Source organism: Bradyrhizobium sp. 137 (genome assembly GCF_023074095.1).
Classification (GTDB): Bacteria; Pseudomonadota; Alphaproteobacteria; order Rhizobiales; family Xanthobacteraceae; genus Bradyrhizobium.
In genome coordinates, this window is record NZ_JADPKU010000053.1 from 39,657 (window position 1) to 65,896 (window position 26,240).

The following is a 26,240-nucleotide window of genomic DNA, read 5'->3' on the forward strand; positions in this document are numbered from 1 at the left end:
CGACTGGGGACAATCCATGGCTGACCATAGCGAAGTGGCGTACACCACCGCCGACGGCAACGACTACGTTGCGCACGAGCAGACCTACGACGGCTTCATCAAGCTGGTGAAGTACGGCACGGCCTCGGTCGCGCTCATCGTGATCCTGATGGCGATCTTCCTCACCTGATCGATCGGCAGCTGCACACGCCAGCGGCAGCAGCTGCCCAGAAAATTTGCATACAAACCGGTCCCAGAACCGGTATCGAACGCCGCGGGAGTAACGCTTTAGTTTGCGCGCGCGCTGTCCTGCGCCGCCGGAGGCCTCATGAAGATTGCCGTTGCCAAGGAAATCGATCCGTCCGAGCCGCGGGTCGCCGCTTCGCCTGATACGGTGAAGAAGTTCAAGGCGCTGGGCGCCGAGATCGCCCTCGAGCCGGGCGCCGGCCTCAAGTCGGGCCTGCCGGATTCCGAATTCACCGCCGTGGGCGCCACCGTCAGCACTGATGCGCTGAAGGACGCCGACATCATCATCAAGGTGAAGCGCCCCGAGGCGTCGGAACTCTCGCAATACAAGCGCGGCGCGCTCGTCATCGCCATCATGGATCCCTATGGCAACGAGGCGGCGCTGAAGGCGATGGCCGATGCCGGCGTCTCCGCCTTCGCGATGGAATTGATGCCGCGCATCACCCGTGCGCAGGTGATGGACGTGCTGTCCTCGCAAGCCAATCTTGCCGGCTATCGTGCCGTGATCGAGGGCGCCGAGGCCTTCGGCCGCGCCTTCCCGATGATGATGACGGCGGCCGGCACTATACCCGCGGCCAAGGTGTTCGTGATGGGCGTCGGCGTTGCCGGTCTCCAGGCGATCGCGACCGCGCGCCGTCTCGGCGCCGTCGTGACCGCCACCGACGTGCGTCCCGCCACCAAGGAGCAAGTGGAATCGCTCGGTGCGAAATTCCTTGCCGTCGAGGACGAGGAGTTCAAGAACGCGCAGACCGCCGGCGGCTACGCCAAGGAAATGTCGAAGGAGTACCAGGCCAAGCAGGCCGCGCTCACGGCCGAGCACATCAAGAAGCAGGACATCGTGATCACGACCGCGCTGATTCCGGGCCGGCCGGCGCCGAAGCTCGTCAGTGCCGAGATGGTCAAGTCGATGAAGCCGGGCTCGGTGCTGGTCGATCTCGCCGTCGAACGTGGCGGCAATGTCGAGGGCGCCAGGGCCGGCGAGGTCGTTGATCTCGATGGCATCAAGATCGTCGGCTACACCAACGTCGCCGGCCGCGTCGCGGCCTCTGCCTCCAGCCTCTACGCACGCAATCTGTTCTCCTTCATCGAGACCATGGTCGACAAGAAAGAGAAGAAGCTCGCCGTCAACTGGGACGATGAGCTCGTCAAGGCCACTGCGCTCACGAAAGACGGCGCCGTCATCCACCCGAACTTCCAGCCGAAGGTTTAAGGAGAGTCGCCATGGAGCATGCTGCACAGGTCGTCGACCCCTTCATCTTCCGGCTGTCGATCTTCGTTCTCGCCGTCTTCGTCGGCTATTTCGTGGTGTGGTCGGTGACGCCGGCGCTGCACACCCCGCTGATGAGCGTGACCAACGCGATCTCGTCGGTGATCGTGGTCGGTGCGCTGCTCGCGGTCGGCGTCGGCATGATCTCGAGCGGCTCGGGCTGGGCGCGCGGCTTCGGCTTCGTCGCGCTCATCTTTGCCTGCGTGAACATCTTTGGCGGCTTCCTTGTCACGCAGCGCATGCTTGCGATGTACAAGAAGAAGTCGAAGTAAGCGGCCACCTCGGGCTGAAGGGACAGATGGGGACCTGAGATGAACGCCAATCTCTCTGCATTCTTGTATCTCGTGGCGGGGGTGCTGTTCATCCTGTCGCTGCGCGGGCTGTCGAGCCCGGCGACGTCGCGCCAGGGTAATTTGTTCGGCATGATCGGCATGGGCATCGCGGTTGCGACCACCCTCGCCAGCCATCCGCCTGCGGACGGCGTCGCCTGGATCCTCGTGATCCTCGGTATCGCCATCGGTGGCGCGATCGGCGCCGTGATCGCCCGCCGCGTGCCGATGACCTCGATGCCGGAACTGGTCGCCGCCTTCCACTCGCTGGTCGGCATGGCCGCGGTGCTGGTCGCCGCCGGCGCGTTCTACGCGCCCGAGGCCTTCGACATCGGCACCCCCGGCAACATCCATCCGCAGAGCCTGGTCGAGATGTCGCTCGGCGTCGCCATCGGCGCGCTGACCTTCACCGGTTCGGTGATCGCCTTCCTGAAGCTTTCCGCACGCATGAGCGGCGCGCCGATCATCCTGCCGTTCCGCCACGTCATCAACATCGCGCTCGCCGTGGCGCTGGTGTTCTTTATCGTCGGCCTCGTGCTGACCGGCAGCGCGCTCGACTTCTGGCTGATCGTCATCCTCGCCCTGGTGCTTGGCGTGCTCATGATCATCCCGATCGGCGGCGCCGACATGCCGGTCGTGATCTCGATGCTGAACTCCTACTCCGGCTGGGCCGCTGCCGGCATCGGTTTCACGCTCGGCAATTCCGCGCTGATCATCACCGGCGCACTGGTCGGCTCCTCGGGCGCGATCCTGTCCTACATCATGTGCCACGCGATGAATCGGTCCTTCATCTCGGTCATCCTCGGCGGCTTCGGCGGCGAGACCGCTGCGGCCGCCAGCGGTACGGGCGAGCAGAAGCCCGCCAAGCTCGGCTCGGCCGACGATGCTGCCTTCATCATGAAGAACGCCTCCAAGGTCATCATCGTGCCCGGCTACGGCATGGCGGTGGCGCAGGCCCAGCACGCGCTGCGCGAGATGGCTGACATCCTGAAGAAGGAAGGTGTCGAGGTGAAATATGCCATTCACCCGGTCGCCGGCCGCATGCCCGGCCACATGAACGTGCTGCTCGCCGAAGCCAACGTGCCCTATGACGAGGTGTTCGAGCTCGAGGACATCAACTCCGAATTCGCGCAGGCCGACATCGCCTTCGTGATCGGCGCCAACGACGTTACCAACCCGGCCGCCGAAGAGGACAAGACTTCACCGATCTACGGCATGCCCGTGCTCCAGGTCTGGAAGGCCGGCACCGTGATGTTCATCAAGCGCTCGCTCGCCTCCGGCTATGCCGGCATCGACAATCCGCTGTTCTATCGCGACAACACCATGATGCTGCTCGGCGACGCCAAGAAGGTCACCGAGAACATCGTCAAGGCGATGTAGCGCGGAAGCAAACGGACCGTGCCCATCACAAAGGAATGGCACCGGTCCCATCGCATGCCTCCCAAAGCGACGCGCGCGCAGCGCGCAGCCGGCGGGCCGCCCGCAAGGCGGCGTGCCGCTGCCGCGATGTTCCGGCCAGCCTCCGGCCCCATGTCATGAAATTGCTGCGGAGCCGTCGCAAGCCGTGAGCCGAAAGGCCGGCCGCGTATCATGACCATAGTCAAGTGGATCGCCATCCTGCTCGCGGCCGTCTATTGCGCCGGTCTCCTCGTGCTGTATGTCCGACAGCGCCAGATGATGTTTCCGATCCCGCCCGCCGGTCGCACCGCACCCGATGCCGCGGGCCTTCCCGAGGCGGAAGAGCATGTCCTGACCACGTCGGACGGCGAGAAGGTCATCGTCTGGCACGTGCCGGCGAAGCGTAGCCGTCCCGTGATCCTGTATTTTCCGGGCAATGGCGATTTTCTCGCCGGTCGCGTCAGCCGCTTCAGGGCGATGACGGCCGACGGCACCGGCCTCGTCGCGCTGTCCTATCGCGGCTATGCCGGGTCGAGCGGTGCGCCGAGTGAGGAGGGTTTGCTGCGCGATGCCGCAGCTGCCTACGATTTCACGTCGGGGCGCTATGCCGCGGAACGGATCGTCGCCTGGGGCTTTTCGCTCGGCACCGGCGTGGCCGTCGCGCTCGCATCCGAGCATCCGATCGGCAAGCTGATCCTGGAGGCGCCCTATACCTCGGCGGTCGATATCGCCGCATCGGCGTTCCGGTTCGTGCCGGTGCGCCTCCTGATGCGCGACCCGTTTCGCTCCGACGAGCGGATCGCGCGCGTCACGGTGCCGCTGCTGATCATGCATGGCACGAATGACCTTGTCATTTCGATCGTGTTCGGAGAGCGTCTGTTTGCGCTCGCCCGCGGACCCAAGCAGTTCGTTCGCTTCGCGGGCGGCGGACACGACAATCTCGATGCTTTCGGTGCGATCGAAACGGCAAGGCGCTTCATTGAATCCTAAGCAGTTCGTCACGTGGCCCTGGCGCCTGGCCTTCGCCGCGATCCTCGCGTTGTCGCCGCAACACGCATGGGCAGCGACCGGGCTCGATGGTGCCGCCATGTGCTGGCCCTATGCGCTACCCTTTGCCGGCCTGTTGCTGTCGATCGCATTGGGTCCGCTGCTGTTTCCAAAAATCTGGCATCATCACTACGGCAAGATCGCCGCGGCCTGGTCGCTGCTGGCACTCGCCGCGCTCGTCATCTTTGCCGGGAGCATGGCAACGCTGGCGGCGCTCGTTCACGCCATGCTCGCCGAATATCTCGGCTTCATCGTGCTGCTGTTCTCGCTCTATGTCGTGGCCGGCGGCATCCTCATCACGGGCGATATCAAGGCCACGCCGGCGACCAATTTCGGCATCCTCGCGCTCGGCACATTGGGGGCGAGCATTGTCGGCACCACGGGAGCCGCGATGATCCTGATCCGTCCCTTGATCCGCGCCAACCGGCTGCGGCGCCACAATACCCATGTCGTCATCTTCTTCGTCATCCTGGTTGCCAATGTCGGCGGCGCGCTGAGCCCGCTCGGCGATCCCCCGCTGTTCGTCGGCTTCCTGCATGGCGTCGATTTCTTCTGGACCACGCGTACCATCTGGTTGCAGACCGCAATCGTGGCCGGACTGCTGCTCGCCATCTTCGTCGCCATCGACGTCTGGCGCTTCCGCAACGAGTCGCCGCCCGGCGACGCAGGTTGCGGGGAGCCGCTGCGCATCCGCGGCCTTGTCAATTTGGTGCTGATCGCGGCCATCGTCGCGAGCCTGCTGGCGTCGGCGATGTGGAAGCCCGGCATTGCCTTCGACATTCTCGGCACCAAGCTGCAACTGGAGGACGTCGTCCGCAATTTGGTGCTGCTGGCCATTGCGGCCTTGTCGGTTTGGCTGACGCCGGACGAGCACAGACTGGCCAACGGCTTCACCTGGGAGCCGATCCGCGAGGTCGCGAAACTGTTCGCCGGCATTTTCGTCGCGATCATTCCCGTCATTGCCATGCTCAATGCCGGCCATCACGGTGCCTTCGCCTGGCTGTTGTCGGCGGTGACGGCGCCGGACGGTGCGCCGCGCGAAGTCGCCTATTTCTGGTTCACCGGCCTGATGTCGGCGTTCCTCGACAATGCGCCGACCTATCTGTTGTTCTTCGAACTCGCCGGCGGCGACCCGCAAGTGCTAATGCATGAACTCTCGGGTACGCTCGCCTCGATCTCCATGGGCGCGGTCTACATGGGTGCGCTCACCTATATCGGCAATGCGCCGAACTTCATGGTGAGCAGCATTGCCAGCGAGAACGGCATCGAGATGCCGAGCTTCTTCGGCTATATGTTGCGCGCCGGCGCCGTGCTGATTCCGCTGTTCCTGCTGCTGACGCTTCTGCCGGTGGCGCCGATCCTGCACTGGCATTGAATCTCACGCCTGATTTGCTACTGCTCATGCCAGCACATGGAAGCGATGGATGAGCGCACATAACCCGATGCCCCGGTCGGCCTGGATCTTCCCGGCGCTGGCCGTGCTGTTGTTCGCGGCTGTTAGCGCGACGGACTACGTGTTCACGCTGTCGCTCGGCGGGCTCGTCTTCGCCATTGTCCTTCTGATCATCCTGTTCGGCACCGTATTCGCCGCGGTTCATCATGCCGAAGTGATCGCTGAGCGGGTCGGCGAACCCTATGGCACGCTGGTGCTGACGCTCTCGGTGACCATCATCGAAGTGGCGCTGATCACCACGATCATGCTGGGCGACAAGCCCGCCCCGGCGCTCGCGCGCGACACCGTGTTCGCCGTGGTCATGATCGTCTGCAATGGCCTCGTCGGGCTCTGCATCTTCATCGGCGGCCTGCGTTATCGCGAGCAGGGTTTCCAGCTCTCCGGGGCCAACGTCTATCTCAGCGTCCTGTTTGCGCTTGCCACCATCACGCTGATCATGCCGAACTACACCACCACCACGCCCGGGCCGGTCTATTCGGCGGTTCAGCTCGGTTTCGTCGACGTGGTCACGCTCGCGCTTTATGCGGTGTTTCTCTACACCCAGACCGTCCTGCACAAGGATTACTTCGTTCATGATCGGGCGCAGGGCGAGGGCGGGGAGGTGCACCTGTCAAGTGGGGCGCTCGCGCTCACCGTGGCGCTGCTCTTGGTCTCACTTCTGGCGGTCGTGCTGCTCGCCAAGAAATTCTCGCTGGTGGTCGATGCCGTGGGCGCCAGGATCGGCGCGCCGCCGGCCTTCGCCGGCCTTCTGGTCGCGCTCCTGATCCTGCTGCCCGAGGGCGTCGCGGCCATCGCGGCTGCCCGCAAGAACGACCTCCAGAAGAGCATTAACCTCGCGCTCGGATCGTCACTCGCGACCATCGGGCTGACCATCCCGGCCGTCGGCGTCGCCACCTACGCGCTCGACAAGGAGCTCGAACTCGGCCTCAACGCCCAGGGCAGCGTGCTCTTGCTCCTGACCTTCTTCTTGAGCATGCTGACCTTCGGCACCGGGAGGACCAATGTCCTGTTCGGTCTGGTCCACATGGTGGTATTTGCCGTCTACGTGTTCATGGTCTTCGTGCCCTGAAGCGCGACAAGGAGAGTTCCCGATGCTTGCCGCCCAGTCCGAGGTTCAGGTCGACGACGCGCAGGTTCGCGTGACCGAGTGGCGACTTGCGCCGGGGAGCGCCACCGGGCATCACACGCACGGCATGGACTATGTGATTGTACCCGTGGTGGCGGGGGAGATGACCATCGTGGCGCCCGGCGGCGAGAGATCCAAGGCGCAGCTTGCGGCCGGGAAATCCTATTTCCGCAAGGCTGGCGTCCAGCATGACGTACTTAACGAAACCTCAACCGAGATCGTGTTCCTTGAAGTCGAGCTAAAACCGTAGGTTGGCGTTGCTGTTTGCCATCGATCCGTCGCAGTTGATCCCTCACAATGCCCCAAAGTTCCCGCATCAGATCGCGCGGGGAGTGGCCGAGAAATGCTGAAATACCTCGCTAAAATCTCGATGGATATTTTCCCCTCGGTGCTCGCGACGATCATCGGGGCTTACATCGTTAATCACTACATCAATGCCAAGCCCGCACCCGATGCTCCTGCGGCCGTGGCGGTGCCTGCCCAGGCTGGCAGTGAGGGCAAGCCGGCGGATACCGCCAGCCTTCCCGCGCCCGGCGTCAAGGCCAAGGGTGTCTCCGAGAAGAGCGTCTCCGAGAAGAGCGTTTCCGAGAAGAACGCTGCGGACAAGCCGGCGGCCGAGAAACCTGCCGATCATCAGCCTGCTGCCGAGACCAAGGCCGCAGACGTTGCTCCCGCCGAGACCAGCCCGCGCGGCCGCACCGCCGCGCGCGAAAAGGCGGCCGCCAAATCCGCTCCGGCTGCTGCGGTTCCCGCCACCGCCCCGATGGTGGAGGCCAATTCGGCGCCGGCTGCGGCTTCCCCGGCCGCGGCCCCCGACGCCAACGATCTCGTGCGTGCCGCGATCGAGCGTCTGCGCAAGTCGCCTGAGGGCAAGGCCGCTGAGGCCAAATCAATCGAGACCAAGTCTTCCGAGACCAAGTCTTCCGAGACCAAGCCGGCTGAAAGGCCGGCGGAGCCTGCGGTACGGGAAGCAGCCCGTACCCCGGAGGCGCCGCGTGTGATCACCGCGGAGCCGTCCACGGTGCGTCCGCTGCCGCCGCCGATCACCGTGTCGACGCCGTCACCCGAGGCCTATGGCAATAGCGGCTCGTCGCCGCTCAACCCGCCTTACATGGCCTCGGTCGGAAATGACGACCCGAATCGGATCACGCCGCCGGCTGACATTCCCGTGCCGGTGATCGCACCGCCGCTCGATCTGCGCGCCGACGCCGCCGCGGCCACGACCATGCGGCGGCCGAAGACTAATGTCGCCGATGAGATGCTGTCCGGCGTGAAATCGATGTTCCACGCCGTTCTGCCAAAACCCGCCACTGCCGATTAGGACGGCATCTGAGCCGCGCTGTCAGCCGCCGACCCGGGCGAGGCCGCTGCGGGCGGCATCGTCGCGTGGGCGAAGCGAGACCGCCTTGGTGTAGGACGCCGCTGCCTTGGCCCTGTCGCCCAGCCGCTCATAGGCCTGTCCGCGGGTGGTCCAGACCTGGGCGTTGTGCGGATCGGACTCGGAGGCCTCGTCCAGATCGGCTGCGGCTTCCTTGATCTTGCCGAGCGCGAGATAGCTGGTGGCGCGGCCGAGCAGTGGTTCGACTTTCTGCGGGTTGAGCCCGCTCGCAGCGCTGAAATCGGCGATTGCGAAATCGTGCTGGTTATTGCCCTGATAGATCAAGGCACGGCCATAGAGCGCCTGCGCGTTGTAGGGATCGAGCCCGACCGCGCGATTGAATTCGTCGAGCGCAGCTGCGGCCTCGCCTGACTTCGCCAGGGATTGGGCCTTTGCCGTGTGCGCCTGAGCTTCGCTGACGTTGCCAGCGCTGACCGCGCTTTCGGCGGTCGCGATCGCCTTCGGCGCCTCCTGAGGCTTCTCCTTCTCCGGCATCAGCGATCCCAGATCGAAGGAGCAACTGCACAGCGCAATCCCGATCAAAGCCAACACGAACGGTTGCTGCCAGATCTGGCGTAGCCGCGCCAAGCTGCGCTCGGGGAAAGGGGAGGCCATCTACGGTCGCTCGCGCTAGAGCATGGTCCGAAAAGTGTGAAGCGGTTCTCCCTCGCGACAAACGCGGAAATGCGTTTGCGCGGAGATCATGCTCAAACAACAAACCAAAGCGCGATGACGTTCAATCCCAATCTCATCGTGCTTCAGTGCCGCATCGGTGGCGCCCCTGTCCCAGAATAGGCACCGCTCAAAACAATAACGCGGGCCAGGGGCCCGCGTTATCGAAAACTGAAGTCTTGCAAGATCCGGTAGATCAGCGCGGTCCGCGCGGACCTGCACCCGGGCCGCGACCGCCACGATCACCGCCCGGACCTGCGCCGAACACCGGCTTCGGCTTCATCGGCAGCAGGCCTTCGCGCTGCAGCTTCTTGCGGGCCAGCTTGCGTGCGCGGCGCACGGCTTCGGCCTTTTCACGGGCCTTCTTCTCGGACGGCTTCTCATAATGACCGCGGAGCTTCATCTCACGGAAAATTCCCTCGCGCTGCATCTTCTTTTTCAGCGCCTTGAGGGCTTGATCGACATTGTTATCGCGGACGAGAACCTGCACGCGGCATCCTCTTCAGGTGGATCGGATTTGAATTCTGGTAAGAATTAAGGGGATGGCAAAACGCGCAAGCCCTTAACCTTGAGCGCGCGGATGTATCAGACAAAACTGCAGATGTCCACCGGCCAAGCCGGGTTTCGGGCCAATTTCGGCCATTAAATGCGGCGAAAATACCTCTGTGCGGCCCCGATTTGGGCGATTTGACGCCCATGGCGGGGTCGTTTCCGGAGCTTTGTTCCGGAAACTTGAAATCAGGGGACGACACATGGACATCAAAAAATACGCCGCCGAAGCCATCGGCACTTTCTGGCTCACATTCGCAGGCTGCGGCAGCGCCGTCATTGCCGCCGGCTTTCCCCAGGTCGGCATCGGACTGGTCGGTGTGTCTCTGGCGTTCGGGCTGAGCGTCGTCACCATGGCCTATGCGATCGGCCACATCTCGGGTTGCCACCTCAATCCGGCCGTCACGATCGGCCTCGCCGCAGGTGGCCGTTTTCCGGCCGGCCAGATCCTGCCCTATGTGATCGCACAGGTGGCGGGCGCCATCGTTGCCGCGTGGCTGCTCTATGTCATCGCGAGCGGGGCGCCCGGATTCGACGTCGCCAAGGGCTTCGCGTCGAACGGCTATGACGCGCATTCGCCCGGCCAGTATAGCATGATCGTGTGCTTCCTCACCGAGGTGGTGATGACCATGATGTTCCTGTTCATCATCATGGGCGCCACCCATGGCCGTGCGCCCGCGGGCTTCGCGCCGCTCGCGATCGGGCTCGCGCTGGTGATGATCCATCTCGTCAGTATCCCCGTCACCAACACCTCGGTGAACCCGGCGCGCAGCACCGGCCCCGCGCTGTTCGTCGGCGGATGGGCGCTGTCGCAGCTCTGGCTGTTCTGGGTCGCGCCATTGATCGGCGGCGCGTTAGGCGGGGTGATCTACCGCTGGCTCAGCGAGGAGCCTACAGGTGTCGTCGCCGGCGCAAAGACGGCGTGATCGCAAGGGGGATCGCAGCGATTGCTGCGGTCCCCTCATTTGGCTTTTGTCGGCGTGACTTCGGTGACGTGTCCCATCTTGCGGCCGGGGCGCGGCGCGCCCTTGCCGTAGATGTGCACCGTGGCGCCAGGAACCGTCAGCCACTTGTCGTAGTCATTGATCTCGTCGCCAATCAGATTGGTCATGGTGACGCATTCACCGTGGCGCACGGGCTTGCCGAGGGGCCAGCCGGCGATGGCGCGGATGTGCTGCTCGAATTGCGACACGGACGCGCCGTCCAGCGTCCAGTGTCCGGAATTGTGCACGCGCGGAGCGATCTCGTTGACCAGCACCTTCGGTCCGGTGCCATTGGTGAGCACGAACATCTCGACGGCGAGCACGCCGACATAGTCGAGCGCGCTGGCGATCTTGCTGGCGATGCTGCGCGCTTCTTCGGCGAGCGAGTCCGCGATCGGTGCGGGCGCGCGCGATATCTTGAGAATGTGGTCGCGGTGCTCGTTCTCGGTGACGTCGAAGCACTCGACCTGACCCGTCGCCGCGCGGGCGGCGATCACGGAAATCTCGCGCTCGTAGGGCACGAATGCCTCCAGGATCGCCGATTTGGTGGCGAGACTGGTCCACACCTTGGCGATATCGTCGCCCTCGCGGATGATGGCTTGGCCCTTGCCGTCATAACCGAAGCGGCGGGTTTTAAGCACGGCTGGAAGGCCGATCCCGACGATCGCCTCGCGCAACGAAGCCACCGAGGTGACGTCGGCGTAAGCGGCGGTGCCGATGCCGAGCCGGGTGACAAAATCCTTCTCGGCCAATCGATCCTGGGTGGTCTCGAGGATCTTGCGGTTGGGCAGCACCGGGCGGCGCGCGTCCAGCACCATCGCGGCGGCCGCCGGCACGTTCTCGAATTCGTAGGTGATGACGTCGACCTCGTTGGCGAACAGCTCGAGCGCCTCGACATCGGCATATTCGGCGCAGGTCGCATTGAGGACAACGTCGAAGGCCGGCGAGTCCGGATCGGGCGAGAAGACCTGGCAGCGCAGCCCGAGCCGCGCCGCAGCCATCGCCAGCATCCGGCCCAATTGTCCGCCGCCGAGGATTCCGATGGTGTCGCCCGGCTTCAGCGTCACCTGCTTTGCGTCAGTCACGCCTTGTCCTCCGGGCGCTCGGCAACTGCCTCGGTCTGCGCCTTGCGCCAGGCGGCAAGGCGACCGGACAGGGCGGGATCGGACAGCGCCAGCACGGAAGCTGCCAGCAGCGCGGCGTTGATCGCGCCGGCCTTGCCGATGGCGAGGGTGCCCACCGGGATACCCGCGGGCATCTGAACGATCGAATACAGCGAATCGAGGCCTTTGAGCGTCTTCGATTCCACGGGCACGCCGAACACCGGCAGCTCCGTCAGCGCGGCCGCCATGCCGGGCAGATGCGCGGCGCCGCCAGCGCCGGCGATGATGACCTTGTATCCCGCCGCCTTGGCGCCTTTGGCGAAGGCAAACAGGCGATCGGGCGTGCGATGGGCCGAAACGATGCGGGTGTCGGCGGCGACGCCGAGCGCGGCAAGCGTGTCGGCGGCATGCCGCATCGTGTCCCAGTCCGACTGGCTTCCCATGATGATGGCGATCGGCGCGGTCATGACGTCAATTGTGCCCGGAAAACAGAAAGATAGGCCAGATTAAAGGTTCCGGCCGGCGGCTCGCAAGGCGGTGGCAAGGAGAAGGGAATGCACTATCCTGTCTTGGTGAATCCCCGCAAGCCTTCATTGAGCAGGATGCCCATGAAGAAACCAAAAAGGGCGAGTGCTGCGAAGGCCGAAAAAGGCCGGAAGACCAGCGCCAGCCGTTCCAAGGCCGCTGCCAAGCCTCCGGCCAGGCCGTCGCGGCGCCGAACGCAGGCCAATGGCGCCACGGAAAGCATCAAGGCGACCATCCGCGGCTTGCGGAGCAAGCTCAAGGCGGCGGAGCGGCGGGTCGCGGAGCTCGAAGCGGCCGCTGACACCGATTTCCTGCTCGAGATTCCGAACCGGCGCGGCTTCGAGCGCGAGCTCAACCGCGCCATCGCCTACATGAAGCGCTACCGCGCCAGCGGCGCGCTGATCGTGCTCGACGTCGATCGGCTGAAGCCGATCAACGATTCCTTCGGACACGCCGCCGGCGACGAAGTGCTCAAGGCGATTGCCGCGACGCTGACGCGGCAGGTCCGCGCCTCGGACGTGGTCGGCCGTCTTGGCGGCGACGAGTTCGCCCTGCTGCTGTGGAATCTCAGCGAGACCGACGCCAAAGCGAAGGCCGCCTCGTTCGAGCAGGCGATCGACGAATTGTCCTTCACCTTTCGGGGCCAGCACGTGGCTGCGGGCGCCTCGGCCGGCGTCGCGTTGCTGGGGGCGCAGTCCGACGCAGGCCGCGCCCTCGAGGAAGCCGATGCCGCCATGTATGTGCGCAAGGCGTGCCGGCGGCACGAGCCGCGGACCAGGCTGGCCGGGAGCTAATCCTACAGCGCGGTGAGATCTTGTGGCACATTGCCGAACTTGCGCAGCAATGTGGCGTCGCCGAATTCGCCGGTCATGGGATCGCCGCTGCGGCTGAACGCGATCGCGCCGATGTGACCAGCGCCGCGCGATAGGATTTCGGCGCGCCGCAACGCGGCCGTCGAGCTCTGGCACTCCTCTGCGGCGCCCGCGACGGGCGATCCGTCAGCATCGATCAGGAGGGGCATTGCAACGTAGTAGGTTACATCCGACATGGCGTTGCTCCGATGTTGAACTCAGGCGGCGCTGCTTTTGCTTCGCATCTTGCCGGGCGAGATCTCCGGAACGCAGCCGGCGGAAATCGCCGCCTGCAATTCCTCCAGCTCGGCTTCCAGATATTCATTGGCCATGATCAGCGCCTTGATGGTGCTGCGCAGATTGCCGTCGCACATCGCGATCGCCTGATCGCAGGCCTGTTCATAATGGCTGTTGTCGAGAAGGGCGGTTGCCGACATCTGCGTTGTCCTTGGCGTTTCCTGGGGGCGTTGGAAGCCAGAATGTTCCTATTTTGTTCTCGTTGAGTCAAGCAGATTCACGCACCCGCAAGCCGCCGCAAGGCCGCCTTGCGGATCAGGCGATGATGTCGGGCGTGATCTGGTCTTCGATGAAAGCGATGCGGTCGCGCAACAACAGCTTGCGCTTCTTCAACCGTTGTAACCGCAACAGGTCGGGGGCGGGCGACTGATGCAGTGCATCGATCGCCGCATCGAGGTCTCGGTGTTCCTGCTGCAACCGGGTGAGCTCGGCTTCGAGCTCACGCTCGTCTTCATTGGTCATGTCTGCGGTGGCCGAAAACCGATAGCCGTGAGATCTGGGCTGTGGATGCCCTGTGGAAATTATCGTCCTTGCGCGGCGTGACCGCAAGCGATCTGCGGCCGCCGGCCGCTGATCTTCCGCAACATATTTCTGCGGGTCGCCGCGGCGCTGTGCAAGCGCATTGATATCATGGTTTTTTCCTGCGTGGTTCCCTTACTCACGCTTCGTTACATATGAATTTTCAAAAATGACGGCGCAACCACGGATACCCATCGACAGAACGAATCGGTGATGTAGACTTCCCTCGTCCGGATCGAATCCTGAGGTTCAACCCTACCGAGGAGGTTTCGAATGACAATTCAGGCACATCTTGTTGAATTGGAACGGAAGCACAAACTTCTCGAAAACGAATTGCACGAAGCTCTCGTGCACCTTTCAACAGACGACCTGCAAATTGTTGAGTTGAAGCGCCGGAAGTTGATGGTCAAGGACCAGATCGAGCGTCTGAAGCAAGGCGACACGCTCCACTAGTGACCCCCGCAACAGCGTAGAGTTGATCGTACTCCTTAGGCAGGGATGAGCGCCTTTGCGCTCATCCCTGCTGCAAGGAGCGCGCGTCGTGCAAATTTGTGCGGCGTCAGCCTTTTGCTTCGACGCATTTTCTTGACGCAAACCGGTATCCGCTTTGCTCGAAACGCTCTAGATGTCCGCGAGCTCCGCGACGTGATCCGCGATTGCTAGCGACGACGTCAGTCCCGGCGATTCGATGCCGAACAGGTTGATCAAGCCTGCCACGCCGTGATCGCGCGGGCCCTGCATCAGAAAATCCTGCGTCGCCACCGCTGGCGGCACGATCTTCGGGCGAATGCCTGAATAGCTCGGAATCAACGCCCCGTCGGGCAGTGTTGGCCAGTATTTGCGGATCGCGGGATAGAAGCGCTCGGCGCGTGCCGGATCGACCTCGTAATTGATGGTCTCGATCCACTCGACGTCGGGGCCGAAGCGGGCCTGACCCGCCATGTCCAGCGTCAGGTGCACCCCCAACCCGCCGGGCTCGGGCACCGGGTAGATCAGGCGCGAGAACGGCGCCCTGGCACTGCAGCTGAAATAATTCCCCTTGGCGAGATAGGCCGGCGGAATCCGGTCCAGCGGCATGCCGTCGATGTTACGCGCCACATTCGTCGCCGAGAGTCCCGCGGCGTTGACGAGAAGGCTGCATTGCAGCGTCATCGGCGCCTCACCGCCGGCCTCGATCTCGATGCCGTCGGCGGCTGCCTTGGCACGGACCAGCGGCGTGTGGAACGCGAAGGCCGCGCCGGCCTCCTCGGCTTCGCCGCGTAGCGAGAGCATGTAGGCGTGACTGTCGATGATGCCGGTCGACGGCGACAGCAGCGCGGCGTCGCAGGCGAGCGCCGGCTCGAGCGCGCGTGCGGCCTCGCCCGAAAGCAGTTGCATGTCGAGCACGCCGTTGGCTTCGGCATGCGCCTTGATCGATTGCAGCTTCTCGGTCTCTTTCGCGCTGGTCGCGACGATCAGCTTGCCACAATTCTTGTGCGGGATGCCGCGCTCAGCGCAGTAGCGGTACAGCGCCTGCTTGCCGCCGACGCACATGCGCGCCATCCAGCTCCCGGCGCGGTAGTAGATGCCGGCATGGATCACCTCGCTGTTGCGCGAGGAGGTGACGGTGCCGATGGCCTCGGCTTCCTCGAGCACGACGACCTCGCGCCCGGCCTGAGCGAGCCTTCGAGCCACCGCGAGCCCGATCACGCCGGCTCCGATGACGACGCAATCGACCCTATCCATGGTCGTGCAGGACGTCAGTTGGGAGAGCCGGTGGCAGTGGGCCTTGAGGCGACGGCGCGCGGCCGTTTTCCGTTAAGGAAGCATTTATCATGTCAGGGCAATTGCCGTGTTTCGCGTCACATTTTTCCGTTGCGCGTACAGGCGTTTACCCGATCCAAACCCGCGAAGCCAGACAATCCGGCGTTGAAATCGCGGGTGGCGGATGGCTGAGAAAAACTGGCACGTGGGCAGTGCGCTTCCGATTGCTGTGCAGGCCGTCGTGTGCCTGGCCAGCGCGGTCGGCCCTGCGCACGCCTTTGCGCTGTCGGACAGCTTCACCGCTCCGGGCGATCTCGCCAAGCTCGATCCCAACGTGATCTGGGAAGTCCTGATCGCGAGCATCATCGTCTGCTCGTTCCTCGCCGCGATCGCGCTATGGATCCATTCCTCGCTGCGGCGGACCAGGCGTTCGCAGATGCGGCGCAATGCCTTCGTCTCCTCGGCAATGAACAATCTCAACCAGGGCGTGGTGATGACGGATGCGCAGCGGCGCGTCATCTTCTGCAACGACCGCTATCTCGAGATCTATGGCCTGACGCGGTCGGATATCCGGGCCAACATGAACGGCTCCGAACTCCTCGAGCTGCGACGCAAGCGCGGGGTGCTCGGCGGAGCCTCCGTTGACGAGTTCTACGAGAAGGCGGCAAGCAGCAACGGTTTGATCACCGAGCTGCCGGATGGACGGGCCATCCTGGTGAAATTTTACGTGCTGCCGAACGGCGGCTCGGTGGCGACGCATCTCGACGTCAGCGAACAGCGGCGGCTTTCGCAACAGCTCGCCTCCACCAAGCAGTTCCTGGAAACCGTGCTGGACAATGTGCCGGCCTGTGTTGCCGCGAAGAGCATCGAGGACGGCCGCTACATCTTCGCGAACACCGCCTATGAGCGCTTCTGGGGCTTCTCGCGGGATCACGTGGTCGGCAAGAATGCGCGCGAGTTGTTTTCGCCCGCCTCGGCGGCCACTATCGAGGCGACCGACCAGGCCGCGCTCAACTCGCCGGACGGTCAATTCCGCAACGACTTCGAGGTCGAGCGTGGCGGGGAGCAGCGGATGGTCGCCTCGATCCGGATCGCGGTCCGCAATGAAAGCAACAGGCCCGGATTCCTGCTGCTGGTATTCGAGGACATCACCGACCGCCGCTCGCTGTCGCAGGAACTGGAGAGCACCAAGAAGTTCCTCGAGCTCGTGGTCGACAACATTCCGGTCGCGCTGATCGTCGAGCAAGTCAAGGACGGCCGCTATTTGCTCGCCAACCGCAGCGCCGAGACGATTCTCAACCGCAGGCGGGAGGAAGCCACGGGCCTGACTGCCGCGGATATCTTCAATCCCAAGGAAGCCAAGCTGATCATCGCGCGCGACGAGGCCGCAATCAAGAAGCGCGGGATGATCACCGAAGAGCATCCGATCTCCACTAAGGACGGCTTGCGTCTGTTCCTGACACGCCGCGCCACCGTGTTGAGCGATGCCGGCGAGCCGCAATATCTGATCAAGACCCATGAGGACGTCACCGATCGCCGGCAGACCGAGTCGCGCATGGCGCACATGGCCTATCACGACGGCCTCACCGATCTGCCGAACCGCGCCGCCTTCCTCCAGGCGCTGACCCAGATGATCGAGGCCTGCGAAGGCACGGTCGAGGAGTTTGCCGTCCTGTGCGTGGACCTCGACGGCCTCAAGGAGGTCAACGACGTCTTCGGCCATGCGCTCGGCGACAAGCTCCTGATCGAGGTGGCCCAGCGGCTCCAGGACTCCGCACGCGGCGGCGTGGTGGCGCGCCTGTCGGGCGACGAATTCGGTCTCATCATCGACGGCAAGCAGCCGGACGCCGGAATGGCGCTGGCGCAGCAGATCGGCGAAGCCGTCGCCCGGGAATTCCAGATCGATGGTCGGCCGGTTCGCGCCGGTATCACCACTGGCATGTCGGTCTTCCCGCACAATGGCGCCGATGGTGCCTCGCTGCTTGCCAATGCCGGCGCGGCGCTGTTCCGCGCCAAGCAGAAGTCGCGCGGCACGATCAGCCTCTACCAGCCGGAGATGGACCAGCAGATCCGCGATCGCCGGGTGCTGCACCAGGACCTATCGATGGCGATCAAGAATGGCGAGCTCTCGCTCGCCTTCCAGCCGCAGGGCGCCGCCGGCCACAGCGTCGCCGAGAGCGAGATCATCGGCTTCGAGGCATTGGCGCGCTGGCAGCATCCGGTGCGTGGTCAGGTCTCGCCGGCCGAATTCATCCCGATCGCGGAAGAGAGCGGCCTGATCGTCGAGATGGGCGAGTGGATCCTGCGCGAGGCCTGCCGTGAGGCGGCGTCCTGGCCAAATCCGCTCCAGGTCGCAGTCAATCTGTCGCCGGCGCAGTTCATGCACGGTGACGTGGTTGGCCTCGTCCATTCGATCCTGATCGAGACCGGCCTTGCACCCGGCCGGCTCGAGCTGGAGATCACCGAGGGCGTGCTGATCGAGGACTTTGATCGAGGCCTTGCGCTGCTGCGCCGGCTGAAGGCGCTCGGCGTGCGCATCTCCATGGACGATTTCGGCACCGGCTATTCCTCGCTGAGCTATCTCCAGGCGTTCCCGTTCGACAAGATCAAGATCGACCGAGCCTTCATCATCAATCTCGGCCGCAACCCGCAATCGGCGGCAATCGTGCGAGCCGTGATCGATCTCGGCCACGGCCTCGAAATGTCGATCATCGCCGAGGGCGTCGAGACCACCGACCAGCTCGCCTTCCTTGCCAAGGAGGGCTGCGATGGCGTGCAGGGCTATCTGCTCGGCAAGCCCCTGCCGATCGGGAAATATGCCGGCCTCGTCGGCCGCGCTGAGGTCATGGAGCTTGCGCTCAAGACCGGCTAATGATGATGGGGCGCTTCGCTCCTTCTCGTCGGCTCATGGCGGATTACGACCTTGCGATCATCGGCGGCGGCCTGAACGGTGTCAGCCTCGCGCGCGATGCGGCTGGCCGCGGTCTGCGGGTCGTCCTGTTCGAGCAGGGCGATCTCGGCGCCGGGGCGTCGTCGGCGACGCCGCGGCTGATCCACGGCGATCTGTCGGTTCTGGAACGGCGCGGGTTCTGGCGGGTGCGCCGGGCGCTGATGGAGCGGCGGACCTGGCTCAGGATCGCGCCGCATCTGGTCCGGCCGATGCAGTTCGTCATTCCCGCCCATTCCGACGAACGTCCGCCATGGCTGCTGCGCGCCGGCCTATTCCTTTATGACAGCCTCAGCCGGAGCGGGCTGCCTGTCGCGACAACGCTCGACATCACGCATCATCCGGTTGGCAACGCGCTGAAGCGTCCGTTCGGCACGGCGTTCGAATATTCGGATTGCGTCGTCGATGATTCCCGTCTGGTGGTGGTCACGGCGCTCGATGCCGCCGAGCGTGGCGCGGTGATCCGGACCGGCGCGCGTTGCGTCCGCGCCGATCGAACCGACGCCTGGCGGCTTGCGGTGGTCGATCGGGGCCAGCGCCGCACGATCACGGCCCGGGCACTGGCCAACGCGACCGGGGCCTGGACGTCGGTGGTGGCGGAGACTGTGCTGCGGCAGCCGTTGCTCGCCATGGCCGCCATGCAGATGAGCCAGATCATCGTGCCCCGGCTGTTCGAATCCGATAACGTCTACGTCTTGCAGAACAACGATGGACGGCTGATCTTTGCCCGGCCCTTCGAGCGCGACTTCACCCTGATCGGCACGGTCACGCGTGAGTTCACCGGCGATCCCGCGATCGTGGCCATGCCTGGGGCCGATATCAGCTATCTTTGCGAGGCGGCCAGCCGCTATTTCCGCGAGCGCGTTACCCCGTCCGACGTGGTCCAGACGGTCTCCGGCGTCAACCTGACCCTGGCGTCCGCGCGCAGTCGTGATGGCAACACCCTGTTCCACGCGCGCCGGCGCAAGGCGCCGTTGATCACGATGTTCGGCGGCGACATAACGACGTCGCGCCTGCGCGCGGAGAGGGCGGTGACGAAGTTGGCGCGGTTCTATCCGATGTCGCCGCGCTGGACCGCCGGCGCAGTGCTGCCCGGCGGGGATTTTGCCTGGAATCGTTTTGATACCGAGGTCGATCTCGCGCGCGGCCGCTGGCGCTTTCTCTCGGAGCCGCAGGCCCAGCGGCTGGTTGCCGCCTACGGCTCGCGGTTAGCGGCGGTGCTCGGCGAGGCCAAGATCCGTGAAGAGCTCGGTCCCGCCTTCGGTCCCGAGCTGACCGGGGCCGAGGTGCGCTATCTCATGACCCACGAATGGGCGCGCTTCCCAGAGGACATCCTGTGGCGCCGTTCCAAGCTTGGTCTGACCATGCCCGCAGCGGATCGCGACGCGCTGGCCGCGTTCATGGCGGGTGTGAACGATTCATCCCGAACCGGTTGAGCTAGGCACGATCGGCCGCTAGCGTGCGGCGGAATCGGGGTTGGCAGGGAACATGACGGACGAGTTGCCCAGAACAGACGCCGCGGCGAATGCGGCCAGCGGAGATCAACATCCGGTGGCCGGGCAGCCGTTGCTGCGCATTGAGGGCGTCTCCAAGAACTTCGGGACGTTCCGTGCCGTGGACGGCGTGTCGCTCGACATCAGGGCCGGCGAGTTTTTCGCGCTGCTTGGTCCGAGCGGCTGCGGCAAGACCACGCTCTTGCGCATGCTCGCCGGTTTCGAGGCGCCGGACGAGGGGCGCATCCTGCTCGGGGGCAAGGATATCGCGCAGGCCTTGCCGCACGAGCGTCCGATCAACATGATGTTCCAGAGCTACGCGCTGTTCCCGCATCTGTCGGTACAAGACAACATCGCCTTCGGCCTGAAGCGCGCCGGTATGGCGCGCGCCGACATTGCCGCGCGCGTTGCGGAGATGGTCGCGCTGGTGAAGCTCGAGGGGCTGGAGAAACGCAAGCCCGACCAGCTCTCCGGCGGCCAGCGCCAGCGCGTCGCGCTCGCCCGTGCGCTGGCCCGCCGACCGCAGCTCCTGCTGCTCGACGAGCCCCTCGCCGCGCTCGACAAGAAGCTGCGCGAGAGCACGCAAGCCGAGCTGATGGAGCTGCAGCGCCGGCTCGGCATGACCTTCATCGTCGTCACCCACGACCAGGAAGAGGCGATGACGATGGCGAGCCGGATCGGTGTGATGAACGCCGGCAAGCTGGCGCAGGTCGCGACCCCGCGCGAGCTTTACGAGGCGCCGCGCTCGCGCTGGATCGCCGAGTTCGTCGGCGACGTCAATTTGTTCGACGGCGAGTTCAGGCTGCGCGATGGGCATCGCCTGGTGATCGCCACCCGTGAAGCGGGCACGCTGGTGGCGGCGGAGCCGCGCGAGCCGGTGAGCGAGACGAAACTGTCGGTCGCAATCCGGCCCGAGAAGGTCAAGCTCTCACGCCGCGGGCCGGTGTTTGAGGCCGGCCGTGAAACGGCGATCAACAGTCTGGACGGCGTGATCGCCGACATCTGCTATCTCGGGGGCACCACCACCTATAAGGTGAAGCTCGACGACGGCGGAATGGTGCAAGCTTCAGTCGTCAACAGCGCGCGCCTCGACGTCGATGCCTACAGTGTGAACCAGAGAGTCATCGCCTGGTTTACGCCCGACGACTGCGTGGTGCTGCCGTCATGAGCTCCCGCCGTATCTTCGCGCGGCCGGCGCGTTTTGCTGCCATCGCGCCTTACCTCTGGATGGCGCTGTTCTTCCTGGTGCCGTTCGGCTTCGTGCTGAAGATCAGCCTGTCGCAGACGGCGATTGCTCAGCCACCTTACGAGCCCGTGTTCGACCTGACGGCGGGATGGGAAGCGCTGAAGACGGCCCTTGCTGCGTTGTCGATTGACAATTTCAGGCTGCTGATCTCCGACGAAATCTACGTATTCGCTTATGTGCGCAGTCTCATCGTCGCGGTCACGGCGACCGCGCTCCTGCTCCTGATCAGTTACCCCATCGCCTATGGCATGGCGCGGCTGCCGAAGCGCTGGCAGGCGGTGGCGATGGTGCTGGTGATCGTGCCCTTCTGGACCTCGTTCCTGATACGGATCTATGCCTGGATCAACATCCTCCAGCACGATGGCCTGCTCAATCAGATCCTGCTGGCGCTGCATCTGGTCAGCCAGCCCGTGGTGTGGCTCTCCACGGACAGCGCGATGTGTATCGGCATCGTCTATTCCTATTTGCCGTTCATGATCCTGCCGCTCTATGCCACGCTCGCCAAGATGGAGCGGGCGCTGGAGGAGGCGGCCGGCGATCTCGGCGCGCCGCCGTGGCAGGTGTTCTGGCTCGTCACCTTCCCGCTGTCGCTGCCCGGCCTCGGCGCCGGCGTGCTCTTGTGCTTCATTCCAATCGTCGGCGAGTTCGTCATCCCGGATCTTCTTGCCGGCTCCAATTCGCTGATGATCGGCCAGACCCTCTGGCTCGAATTCTTCACCAACAAGGACTGGCCGGTCGCGTCCGCGGCGGCCATCGTGCTGCTGGTGATGCTGCTGCTACCGCTTCTGCTATATGAGCGGCTCCAGAAGCGGCAACTGGAACAGGGGCGCTGATACGATGCGCAAGCTCTCCCGTCTCTCCCGCTTCAACGTCGCCTCGCTCGCGCTCGGGCTGGCGTTTCTCTATTTGCCGATCCTCATCCTCGTCATCTATTCCTTCAACGCCTCGCGTCTGGTGACGGTGTGGGGTGGCTGGTCGCTGCGCTGGTATCACGAGTTCTTCAATGACCGCGCCATGATCGAGGCGGCCTGGATGAGCCTGCGGGTTGCGGTCTCGTCTGCAACCATTGCCACGCTACTCGGCACCCTCGCAGCGGTCGCACTGTCGCGTGGTGAACGCTTCCGCGGACGTACGCTGTTCTCCGGCATGCTCTATGCGCCGCTGGTGATGCCGGAGGTGATCACCGGATTGTCGCTGCTGCTGTTGTTCGTCGCGCTCAACGCCGAGCGCGGCTTCTGGACGGTGACGATCGCCCACACCACGCTGACGATGTGCTTCGTCGCCGTGGTCGTGCAGTCCCGCCTCGGCTCGCTCGATCGCTCGCTGGAGGAGGCCGCCATGGATCTCGGCTGCGATCCCGTCCGCGCGTTCGTGGCCGTCACGCTGCCGCTGATCGCGCCGGCGATCGTCGCCGGCTGGATGCTTGCATTCACGCTGTCGCTGGACGATCTCGTGATCGCGAGCTTCACCACGGGTCCCGGCTCGGCGACGCTGCCGATCCGGATCTACTCGGAGGTGCGGTTGGGGGTGAAGCCGGAGATCAACGCGATCTGCACGCTGGTGATCGCCCTGATCGCGGTGGTCGTCGTCATTGCCTCGCTCGTCTCGAAACTGTCGAGCTCACAGGGCGAGAGCGCGGCGCCGCTGTAGCGAAGGCATCATTCCGGGTGCACTGCGCGTGCACCGGAATGACCAGTTTGCCTACGACTTCACTGCACCCGCCGTGAGCCCGCCCACCATGTAACGGCGGAAGGCGTAGTAGACCGCGGCCGGCGGCAGCGCGTAGATGAAACCGGTGGTCATCAACAGCTCCCACGGGGAGTCGTCGGCGGCGAGGAAGTTGCCGAGCGCGACGGGGAGGGTGATCTCGCGGTCGTTGGAGAGCAACAGGAACGCGTAGAGATATTCGTTCCAGGCGAGCAGCACCGCATAGGTGCCGATCGCGACCAGCGAGGGCATCATCAGCGGCAGGTAGACCAGACGGAAGATCTGCAGCGTCGTCGCGCCGTCCATCACGGCGGCCTCGTCCAGCTCGACCGGCAGCTTGTCGGAGGCCTGCTTGAGCACCCAGATCGCGTAAGGCGAGGCGATCGTCACCATGGCCAGGATCAGCGACCAGTGATTGTTGAGCAGGCCGTAATTGCCCATGGTGCGGTACATCGGCACGGCGAGGAACGCGGCGGGGATGAAATAGGTAAAGAGCGCCAGGTTCAGCACGGTGCGTCCGCCCGGCACCTTCAGCCGTGAGATGGAGAACGCCGCCGCGGTTGCGATGAACAGCGTCAGCACACCGACGGAGACGGCGATCACCGTCGAATTCCAGAACTGAACGTAGAAGTCGCGCAGAAAGTAATGCTGCTGCTTGAACACGATCTCGAAGTTATGCAGCGTCGGATGATCCGGCCACAGCTTGCCCGAGAACGCGTCCTCCTTCGGGGAGATCGCGAACAGGAACATGTGATAGATCGGGATCATCGTCCACAGGAAGACGGGGATGCCGATCAGCAGCAGCCGCGCTTCGGTCGCGACGTCACGCCAAGAAAATTCGCTTACGCCGGGGAGCTTCATCGCGACAACCGTTTCATCATGAAGTACACGAGCGGCAGGACGAACGGCATCGCGCAGACGATCGACGCCATGGCCAGCGAGAGCTGGTCGAGCCGGAGATAGCGGATGCCGAGCGTCGACAGCACATGCGTGAGGTCGGCCGGGCCGCCGCCGGTGAGCAGATAGACGCTGTTGAAATCGCCAAGCGTCCAAATCATCGAGAGCAGCGTGCAGGTGACGTAGAGCGTCTGCATCGACGGCCAGGTGATGTAGCGGAATTTCTGCCACCAGCTCGCGCCGTCGACCTCGGCGGCCTCGAACAGATCGTGCGAGATCGCAAGCCGGCCCGTGATCAGGATCAGCGTCCAGAACGGCAGCGACTTCCAGATGTGCACGGCGATCGCCATGCTCAGCGCCACGGTCGGATCGTTCAGCCAGTTCGGGCCGTCATCGCCGGTGAAGGAGAAGATGAGGTGGTTGATCATGCCCCATTCCGGATTGAGCATGAAGCGTACCGACAGGATGGTCGGGATCGACGGCACCGCCCAGGGCAGGATGAAGATCACCGAGAGCCATTTGATCCAGGTGCGCTGCTGGGCGAAGAAGCCGGACAAGAACAGCGCGATGAGCATCTTGATATTGATGCCGATGACCAGGAAAATCAGCGTGTTGACCGCGGCGCGCGCGAAGATCGGGTCGTTGTACAGCGCGACGTAGTTCGCCGGAGCGCGCGCCAGCCACAGCCCATAGCAGACGGGATAAACGACGAAGGCCAGGAAAACGAGCAGGTAGGGCGCGAGCAGCACGATGCCCCAGACCTGCGCCGGGGTCAGCCGCGACGACAGAGGCGGGCCGGGAATTGCCTGATCGCCAGAGAGCGTGATCGCCATTCTTTTCGAACTCTTCAAAGAGAAGCCGGCCGCGAAACGCGGCCGGTGTTGTTCTTATACCTTTCCCCGCAACGCGGGGAGAGGGGCGGACGACTTAACCCGCGACCTGCTTGATGCGGGCAATCAGTTCGTCGACGGCCTTATCGACCGGAACCTTCTCGCTCACCACCCGGTTCATCGCCTTCGCCCACACGTTCTCGTTGTTGAGAACGGTGAATTTCCAGTTCTTGGTGAAGTCGAACGCGGCGGTGCCGCCTTTGAATTGCGTGTAGACTGCCTTGCGGTGCTTGTCAGCCTGCCAGAACGGGCTTTCCTGGCTTTCCTTCGTCACCGGGAACCAGCGGCCGAGCGCGCCCTCGATATAGGGACGGACGTTCTCTTCCTGGAGCAGGAAGCTGATGAACTGCTTGGCCTCGGCCTTGTTCTTGGCCGCGGTGAAGATCAGCCCGGTCTTGACGTCGGAGCGGTAGCGGATGGTCGAGCCATCCGGCGCCTTGGGGAAGGACGCCGTGATGATGTCCTGTTCATAGGCCTTCTTGCCGGCGTCGCGCTGTTCCTGGGTGAGGGCCTGGTTCTGCGAGTCCTCGAACCATTTCGCCGCGATCGAGATCGTGAAGTTGTGGGTCATCACGATCGTCTTGTTGTGGAAGGCAACGTTGTTGTCAGGATCCTTCCACGTCGTCGAGGACGGCGGCGTGCAGCCCTTGATGTACGTGTCGGTGTAGTCCTTCATCGCCTTGATCAGGTTCTCGCGGACCTTGGGATCATCGACCAGCAGCTTGCCGTCATCGTCGACCAGCTTGACGTGGTAGGCGTCCATGAAGGTGTAGAACGACTGGAAGGCATCGGTGGATTCCACGCCCATCGGCTGGCCCACGGCATAGATGCGCTGGCCGGTCGCCTTGCGGATCGCCGGCTGCACCTTGTCGCACCAGAACGACCAATAGCCCGTCCAATCGGTCGGAATGTCGCTCTGCTTGAAGCCGGCCTTCTCCAGCATGTCGTTCCAGATCTGGACGTGCATGCTCTGCTGCTTCAGCGGGAAGCCGTAATAGGCCTTCTTCTTGGTCACATCGTTGTAGAGGATCGACGCGTCCAGCGTGTTCTGCACGAACCGGCCCTTGATCGGCTCCATGACATCCGTGAGGTCCTCGAGCTTGCCCTCGTATGCCCACTTGCCCTGCGCCTGCACGTCATAGGAGTCGGAGTAGGCAACGTCGGGCACGGTGCCGGCATCGAGCGCCGCGACCGTCTTCGGAATCATGTCCTGGATCGCGTACTGCGACAATTCGACCTTGATGCCGGTCTTGGCTTCGAACTTCTTGATCGTCTCGATCAGCGCGTCGTCTTCGGAGCGATAGAAGCCCTTGCCCCACCAGACCGTAATCGTCTTCTGCTGCGCAAAGGCGGGTGCAGTGGCGGCGAAAAGCCCAACCGCAGCGACCGCCAATGATACTGCGCCAATAACCTTGGATCTCACGTTTTTCTCCCTCAAACGGCCGGTGTTTTTAGCCGGCCGTCTAAAACACTAGCGCATGGCGGAAGTCTGATCTAGCGCCATGTTGTCAGACCAATGTCGTGGGATAGAGCCTCGCGGAGATGCTTAACCCGCGTATCGATCCAATCGCCGCATCAATTCGCAGCGATTAATT

Annotated in this window: 28 protein-coding genes; 17 read left to right on the top strand and 11 right to left on the bottom strand. The window is 64.0% G+C overall.

Features of this window, described 5'->3' with window-relative positions; translation table 11 throughout:
• The first annotated feature begins 16 nt into the window (after positions 1–16).
• From IVA78_RS14090 to IVA78_RS14130, 9 genes are all read left to right on the top strand, one after another.
• Positions 17–169 (top strand): aa3-type cytochrome c oxidase subunit IV, encoded by a 153-nt coding sequence (locus IVA78_RS14090; RefSeq protein ID WP_247465963.1) that lies wholly within the window; start codon positions 17–19, stop codon positions 167–169.
• A 138-nt stretch (positions 170–307) separates the two neighbouring features.
• Positions 308–1,435, top strand: coding sequence for a Re/Si-specific NAD(P)(+) transhydrogenase subunit alpha (locus IVA78_RS14095; protein WP_247465966.1), 1,128 nt, complete (start codon positions 308–310; stop codon positions 1,433–1,435).
• Between the two features lie 11 nt (positions 1,436–1,446).
• The gene (locus IVA78_RS14100) at positions 1,447–1,764 is read left to right on the top strand and encodes a proton-translocating transhydrogenase family protein (protein WP_235543528.1); all 318 of its coding nucleotides are present in this window, start codon (positions 1,447–1,449) and stop codon (positions 1,762–1,764) included.
• Positions 1,765–1,803: 39 nt separating this feature from the next.
• Complete coding sequence (locus IVA78_RS14105; protein WP_247465968.1) at positions 1,804–3,201, top strand: NAD(P)(+) transhydrogenase (Re/Si-specific) subunit beta; 1,398 nt, start codon at positions 1,804–1,806, stop codon at positions 3,199–3,201.
• Between the two features lie 210 nt (positions 3,202–3,411).
• A complete protein-coding gene (locus IVA78_RS14110; protein WP_247465970.1) occupies positions 3,412–4,209 on the top strand; it encodes an alpha/beta hydrolase in 798 nt (265 codons plus the stop codon).
• Complete coding sequence (locus IVA78_RS14115; protein WP_247465972.1) at positions 4,163–5,641, top strand: sodium:proton antiporter; 1,479 nt, start codon at positions 4,163–4,165, stop codon at positions 5,639–5,641. Before IVA78_RS14110 ends, IVA78_RS14115 begins: the two co-directional genes overlap by 47 nt.
• Before the next feature lie 49 nt (positions 5,642–5,690).
• Positions 5,691–6,788 (top strand): ionic transporter y4hA, encoded by a 1,098-nt coding sequence (locus IVA78_RS14120; RefSeq protein ID WP_247465975.1) that lies wholly within the window; start codon positions 5,691–5,693, stop codon positions 6,786–6,788.
• 22 nt (positions 6,789–6,810) lie between these two features.
• On the top strand, positions 6,811–7,095 hold the full coding sequence (locus tag IVA78_RS14125; RefSeq protein ID WP_247465978.1) for a cupin domain-containing protein: 285 nt from the start codon (positions 6,811–6,813) through the stop codon (positions 7,093–7,095).
• A gap of 93 nt (positions 7,096–7,188) precedes the next feature.
• Positions 7,189–8,166 carry a hypothetical protein gene (locus IVA78_RS14130; protein ID WP_247465979.1) on the top strand — a complete coding sequence of 326 codons (978 nt, stop codon included), beginning with the start codon at positions 7,189–7,191 and terminating at the stop codon, positions 8,164–8,166.
• 21 nt (positions 8,167–8,187) lie between these two features.
• Here IVA78_RS14130 and IVA78_RS14135 read toward each other — a convergent pair whose 3' ends face one another.
• On the bottom strand, positions 8,188–8,838 hold the full coding sequence (locus IVA78_RS14135) for a tetratricopeptide repeat protein (RefSeq protein ID WP_247280172.1): 651 nt from the start codon (positions 8,836–8,838) through the stop codon (positions 8,188–8,190).
• A 253-nt stretch (positions 8,839–9,091) separates the two neighbouring features.
• Positions 9,092–9,385: a 30S ribosomal protein S21 gene (gene rpsU, locus IVA78_RS14140; protein ID WP_247280171.1), complete on the bottom strand. Its 294-nt coding sequence runs from the start codon at positions 9,383–9,385 to the stop codon at positions 9,092–9,094.
• 262 nt (positions 9,386–9,647) lie between these two features.
• Here rpsU and aqpZ point away from each other — a divergent pair, with 262 nt between their 5' ends.
• Positions 9,648–10,370, top strand: coding sequence for an aquaporin Z (gene aqpZ / locus IVA78_RS14145; protein ID WP_247465984.1), 723 nt, complete (start codon positions 9,648–9,650; stop codon positions 10,368–10,370).
• Positions 10,371–10,405: 35 nt separating this feature from the next.
• On the opposite strand, the gene IVA78_RS14150 is transcribed toward aqpZ, so the two are convergent.
• On the bottom strand, positions 10,406–11,512 hold the full coding sequence (locus IVA78_RS14150; protein WP_247465987.1) for a 5-(carboxyamino)imidazole ribonucleotide synthase: 1,107 nt from the start codon (positions 11,510–11,512) through the stop codon (positions 10,406–10,408).
• Entirely contained in the window at positions 11,509–11,997 is a 489-nt protein-coding gene (gene purE, locus IVA78_RS14155) for a 5-(carboxyamino)imidazole ribonucleotide mutase (RefSeq protein ID WP_247280168.1), read from the bottom strand. Before purE ends, IVA78_RS14150 begins: the two co-directional genes overlap by 4 nt.
• Positions 11,998–12,138: 141 nt before the next feature.
• Here purE and IVA78_RS14160 point away from each other — a divergent pair, with 141 nt between their 5' ends.
• Positions 12,139–12,849 (top strand): GGDEF domain-containing protein, encoded by a 711-nt coding sequence (locus IVA78_RS14160; protein WP_247280167.1) that lies wholly within the window; start codon positions 12,139–12,141, stop codon positions 12,847–12,849.
• A gap of 2 nt (positions 12,850–12,851) precedes the next feature.
• Here the strand turns inward: IVA78_RS14160 and IVA78_RS14165 are convergent, their stop codons facing one another.
• From IVA78_RS14165 to IVA78_RS14175, 3 genes are all read right to left on the bottom strand, one after another.
• The gene (locus IVA78_RS14165; RefSeq protein ID WP_247465989.1) at positions 12,852–13,103 is read right to left on the bottom strand and encodes a hypothetical protein; all 252 of its coding nucleotides are present in this window, start codon (positions 13,101–13,103) and stop codon (positions 12,852–12,854) included.
• 21 nt (positions 13,104–13,124) lie between these two features.
• On the bottom strand, positions 13,125–13,343 hold the full coding sequence (locus IVA78_RS14170) for a hypothetical protein (protein WP_247280165.1): 219 nt from the start codon (positions 13,341–13,343) through the stop codon (positions 13,125–13,127).
• A 115-nt stretch (positions 13,344–13,458) separates the two neighbouring features.
• Positions 13,459–13,665 carry a DUF465 domain-containing protein gene (locus tag IVA78_RS14175; RefSeq protein ID WP_008546179.1) on the bottom strand — a complete coding sequence of 69 codons (207 nt, stop codon included), beginning with the start codon at positions 13,663–13,665 and terminating at the stop codon, positions 13,459–13,461.
• A gap of 330 nt (positions 13,666–13,995) precedes the next feature.
• On the opposite strand from IVA78_RS14175, the gene IVA78_RS14180 reads away from it, so the two are divergent.
• Entirely contained in the window at positions 13,996–14,175 is a 180-nt protein-coding gene (locus IVA78_RS14180; protein ID WP_025034152.1) for a DUF465 domain-containing protein, read from the top strand.
• Between the two features lie 168 nt (positions 14,176–14,343).
• Here the strand turns inward: IVA78_RS14180 and IVA78_RS14185 are convergent, their stop codons facing one another.
• Positions 14,344–15,447: an NAD(P)/FAD-dependent oxidoreductase gene (locus IVA78_RS14185; protein WP_247465991.1), complete on the bottom strand. Its 1,104-nt coding sequence runs from the start codon at positions 15,445–15,447 to the stop codon at positions 14,344–14,346.
• A gap of 202 nt (positions 15,448–15,649) precedes the next feature.
• Between IVA78_RS14185 and IVA78_RS14190 the strand changes: the two genes are divergently transcribed.
• From IVA78_RS14190 to IVA78_RS14210, 5 genes are read left to right on the top strand one after another with little or no spacing between them, the layout of a single operon-like run.
• Positions 15,650–18,337 carry an EAL domain-containing protein gene (locus IVA78_RS14190; RefSeq protein WP_247465994.1) on the top strand — a complete coding sequence of 896 codons (2,688 nt, stop codon included), beginning with the start codon at positions 15,650–15,652 and terminating at the stop codon, positions 18,335–18,337.
• Between the two features lie 35 nt (positions 18,338–18,372).
• The gene (locus tag IVA78_RS14195; RefSeq protein WP_247465997.1) at positions 18,373–19,848 is read left to right on the top strand and encodes a glycerol-3-phosphate dehydrogenase; all 1,476 of its coding nucleotides are present in this window, start codon (positions 18,373–18,375) and stop codon (positions 19,846–19,848) included.
• 52 nt (positions 19,849–19,900) lie between these two features.
• On the top strand, positions 19,901–21,073 hold the full coding sequence (locus IVA78_RS14200; RefSeq protein WP_247416262.1) for an ABC transporter ATP-binding protein: 1,173 nt from the start codon (positions 19,901–19,903) through the stop codon (positions 21,071–21,073).
• Complete coding sequence (locus tag IVA78_RS14205; RefSeq protein ID WP_247466000.1) at positions 21,070–21,984, top strand: ABC transporter permease; 915 nt, start codon at positions 21,070–21,072, stop codon at positions 21,982–21,984. Before IVA78_RS14200 ends, IVA78_RS14205 begins: the two co-directional genes overlap by 4 nt.
• Before the next feature lie 4 nt (positions 21,985–21,988).
• Positions 21,989–22,801: an ABC transporter permease subunit gene (locus IVA78_RS14210; protein WP_247466003.1), complete on the top strand. Its 813-nt coding sequence runs from the start codon at positions 21,989–21,991 to the stop codon at positions 22,799–22,801.
• 51 nt (positions 22,802–22,852) lie between these two features.
• Here IVA78_RS14210 and IVA78_RS14215 read toward each other — a convergent pair whose 3' ends face one another.
• From IVA78_RS14215 to IVA78_RS14225, 3 genes are all read right to left on the bottom strand, one after another.
• Positions 22,853–23,719, bottom strand: a complete 867-nt coding sequence (locus IVA78_RS14215) for a carbohydrate ABC transporter permease (RefSeq protein WP_247280159.1) — start codon at positions 23,717–23,719, stop codon at positions 22,853–22,855.
• Positions 23,716–24,588, bottom strand: coding sequence for a sugar ABC transporter permease (locus IVA78_RS14220; protein WP_247280158.1), 873 nt, complete (start codon positions 24,586–24,588; stop codon positions 23,716–23,718). Before IVA78_RS14220 ends, IVA78_RS14215 begins: the two co-directional genes overlap by 4 nt.
• A 94-nt stretch (positions 24,589–24,682) precedes the next feature.
• Positions 24,683–26,068 carry an ABC transporter substrate-binding protein gene (locus tag IVA78_RS14225; RefSeq protein ID WP_247466006.1) on the bottom strand — a complete coding sequence of 462 codons (1,386 nt, stop codon included), beginning with the start codon at positions 26,066–26,068 and terminating at the stop codon, positions 24,683–24,685.
• Positions 26,069–26,240: the final 172 nt, after the last annotated feature.

Coding starts and splice junctions, on each gene's coding strand:
- IVA78_RS14210 (WP_247466003.1), top strand. CDS start 21,989: ATGCGCAAGCTCTCCCGTCTCTCCCGCTTCAACGTCGCCTCGCTCGCG.
- IVA78_RS14165 (WP_247465989.1), bottom strand. CDS start 13,103: ATGTCGGATGTAACCTACTACGTTGCAATGCCCCTCCTGATCGATGCT.
- IVA78_RS14180 (WP_025034152.1), top strand. CDS start 13,996: ATGACAATTCAGGCACATCTTGTTGAATTGGAACGGAAGCACAAACTT.
- purE (WP_247280168.1), bottom strand. CDS start 11,997: ATGACCGCGCCGATCGCCATCATCATGGGAAGCCAGTCGGACTGGGAC.
- IVA78_RS14195 (WP_247465997.1), top strand. CDS start 18,373: ATGGCGGATTACGACCTTGCGATCATCGGCGGCGGCCTGAACGGTGTC.
- IVA78_RS14170 (WP_247280165.1), bottom strand. CDS start 13,343: ATGTCGGCAACCGCCCTTCTCGACAACAGCCATTATGAACAGGCCTGC.
- IVA78_RS14110 (WP_247465970.1), top strand. CDS start 3,412: ATGACCATAGTCAAGTGGATCGCCATCCTGCTCGCGGCCGTCTATTGC.
- IVA78_RS14220 (WP_247280158.1), bottom strand. CDS start 24,588: ATGGCGATCACGCTCTCTGGCGATCAGGCAATTCCCGGCCCGCCTCTG.
- IVA78_RS14215 (WP_247280159.1), bottom strand. CDS start 23,719: ATGAAGCTCCCCGGCGTAAGCGAATTTTCTTGGCGTGACGTCGCGACC.
- IVA78_RS14100 (WP_235543528.1), top strand. CDS start 1,447: ATGGAGCATGCTGCACAGGTCGTCGACCCCTTCATCTTCCGGCTGTCG.
- IVA78_RS14205 (WP_247466000.1), top strand. CDS start 21,070: ATGAGCTCCCGCCGTATCTTCGCGCGGCCGGCGCGTTTTGCTGCCATC.
- IVA78_RS14190 (WP_247465994.1), top strand. CDS start 15,650: ATGGCTGAGAAAAACTGGCACGTGGGCAGTGCGCTTCCGATTGCTGTG.
- IVA78_RS14115 (WP_247465972.1), top strand. CDS start 4,163: ATGCTTTCGGTGCGATCGAAACGGCAAGGCGCTTCATTGAATCCTAAG.
- IVA78_RS14095 (WP_247465966.1), top strand. CDS start 308: ATGAAGATTGCCGTTGCCAAGGAAATCGATCCGTCCGAGCCGCGGGTC.
- IVA78_RS14200 (WP_247416262.1), top strand. CDS start 19,901: ATGACGGACGAGTTGCCCAGAACAGACGCCGCGGCGAATGCGGCCAGC.
- IVA78_RS14090 (WP_247465963.1), top strand. CDS start 17: ATGGCTGACCATAGCGAAGTGGCGTACACCACCGCCGACGGCAACGAC.
- IVA78_RS14175 (WP_008546179.1), bottom strand. CDS start 13,665: ATGACCAATGAAGACGAGCGTGAGCTCGAAGCCGAGCTCACCCGGTTG.
- IVA78_RS14135 (WP_247280172.1), bottom strand. CDS start 8,838: ATGGCCTCCCCTTTCCCCGAGCGCAGCTTGGCGCGGCTACGCCAGATC.
- aqpZ (WP_247465984.1), top strand. CDS start 9,648: ATGGACATCAAAAAATACGCCGCCGAAGCCATCGGCACTTTCTGGCTC.
- IVA78_RS14105 (WP_247465968.1), top strand. CDS start 1,804: ATGAACGCCAATCTCTCTGCATTCTTGTATCTCGTGGCGGGGGTGCTG.
- IVA78_RS14185 (WP_247465991.1), bottom strand. CDS start 15,447: ATGGATAGGGTCGATTGCGTCGTCATCGGAGCCGGCGTGATCGGGCTC.
- IVA78_RS14130 (WP_247465979.1), top strand. CDS start 7,189: ATGCTGAAATACCTCGCTAAAATCTCGATGGATATTTTCCCCTCGGTG.
- IVA78_RS14120 (WP_247465975.1), top strand. CDS start 5,691: ATGAGCGCACATAACCCGATGCCCCGGTCGGCCTGGATCTTCCCGGCG.
- IVA78_RS14125 (WP_247465978.1), top strand. CDS start 6,811: ATGCTTGCCGCCCAGTCCGAGGTTCAGGTCGACGACGCGCAGGTTCGC.
- IVA78_RS14160 (WP_247280167.1), top strand. CDS start 12,139: ATGAAGAAACCAAAAAGGGCGAGTGCTGCGAAGGCCGAAAAAGGCCGG.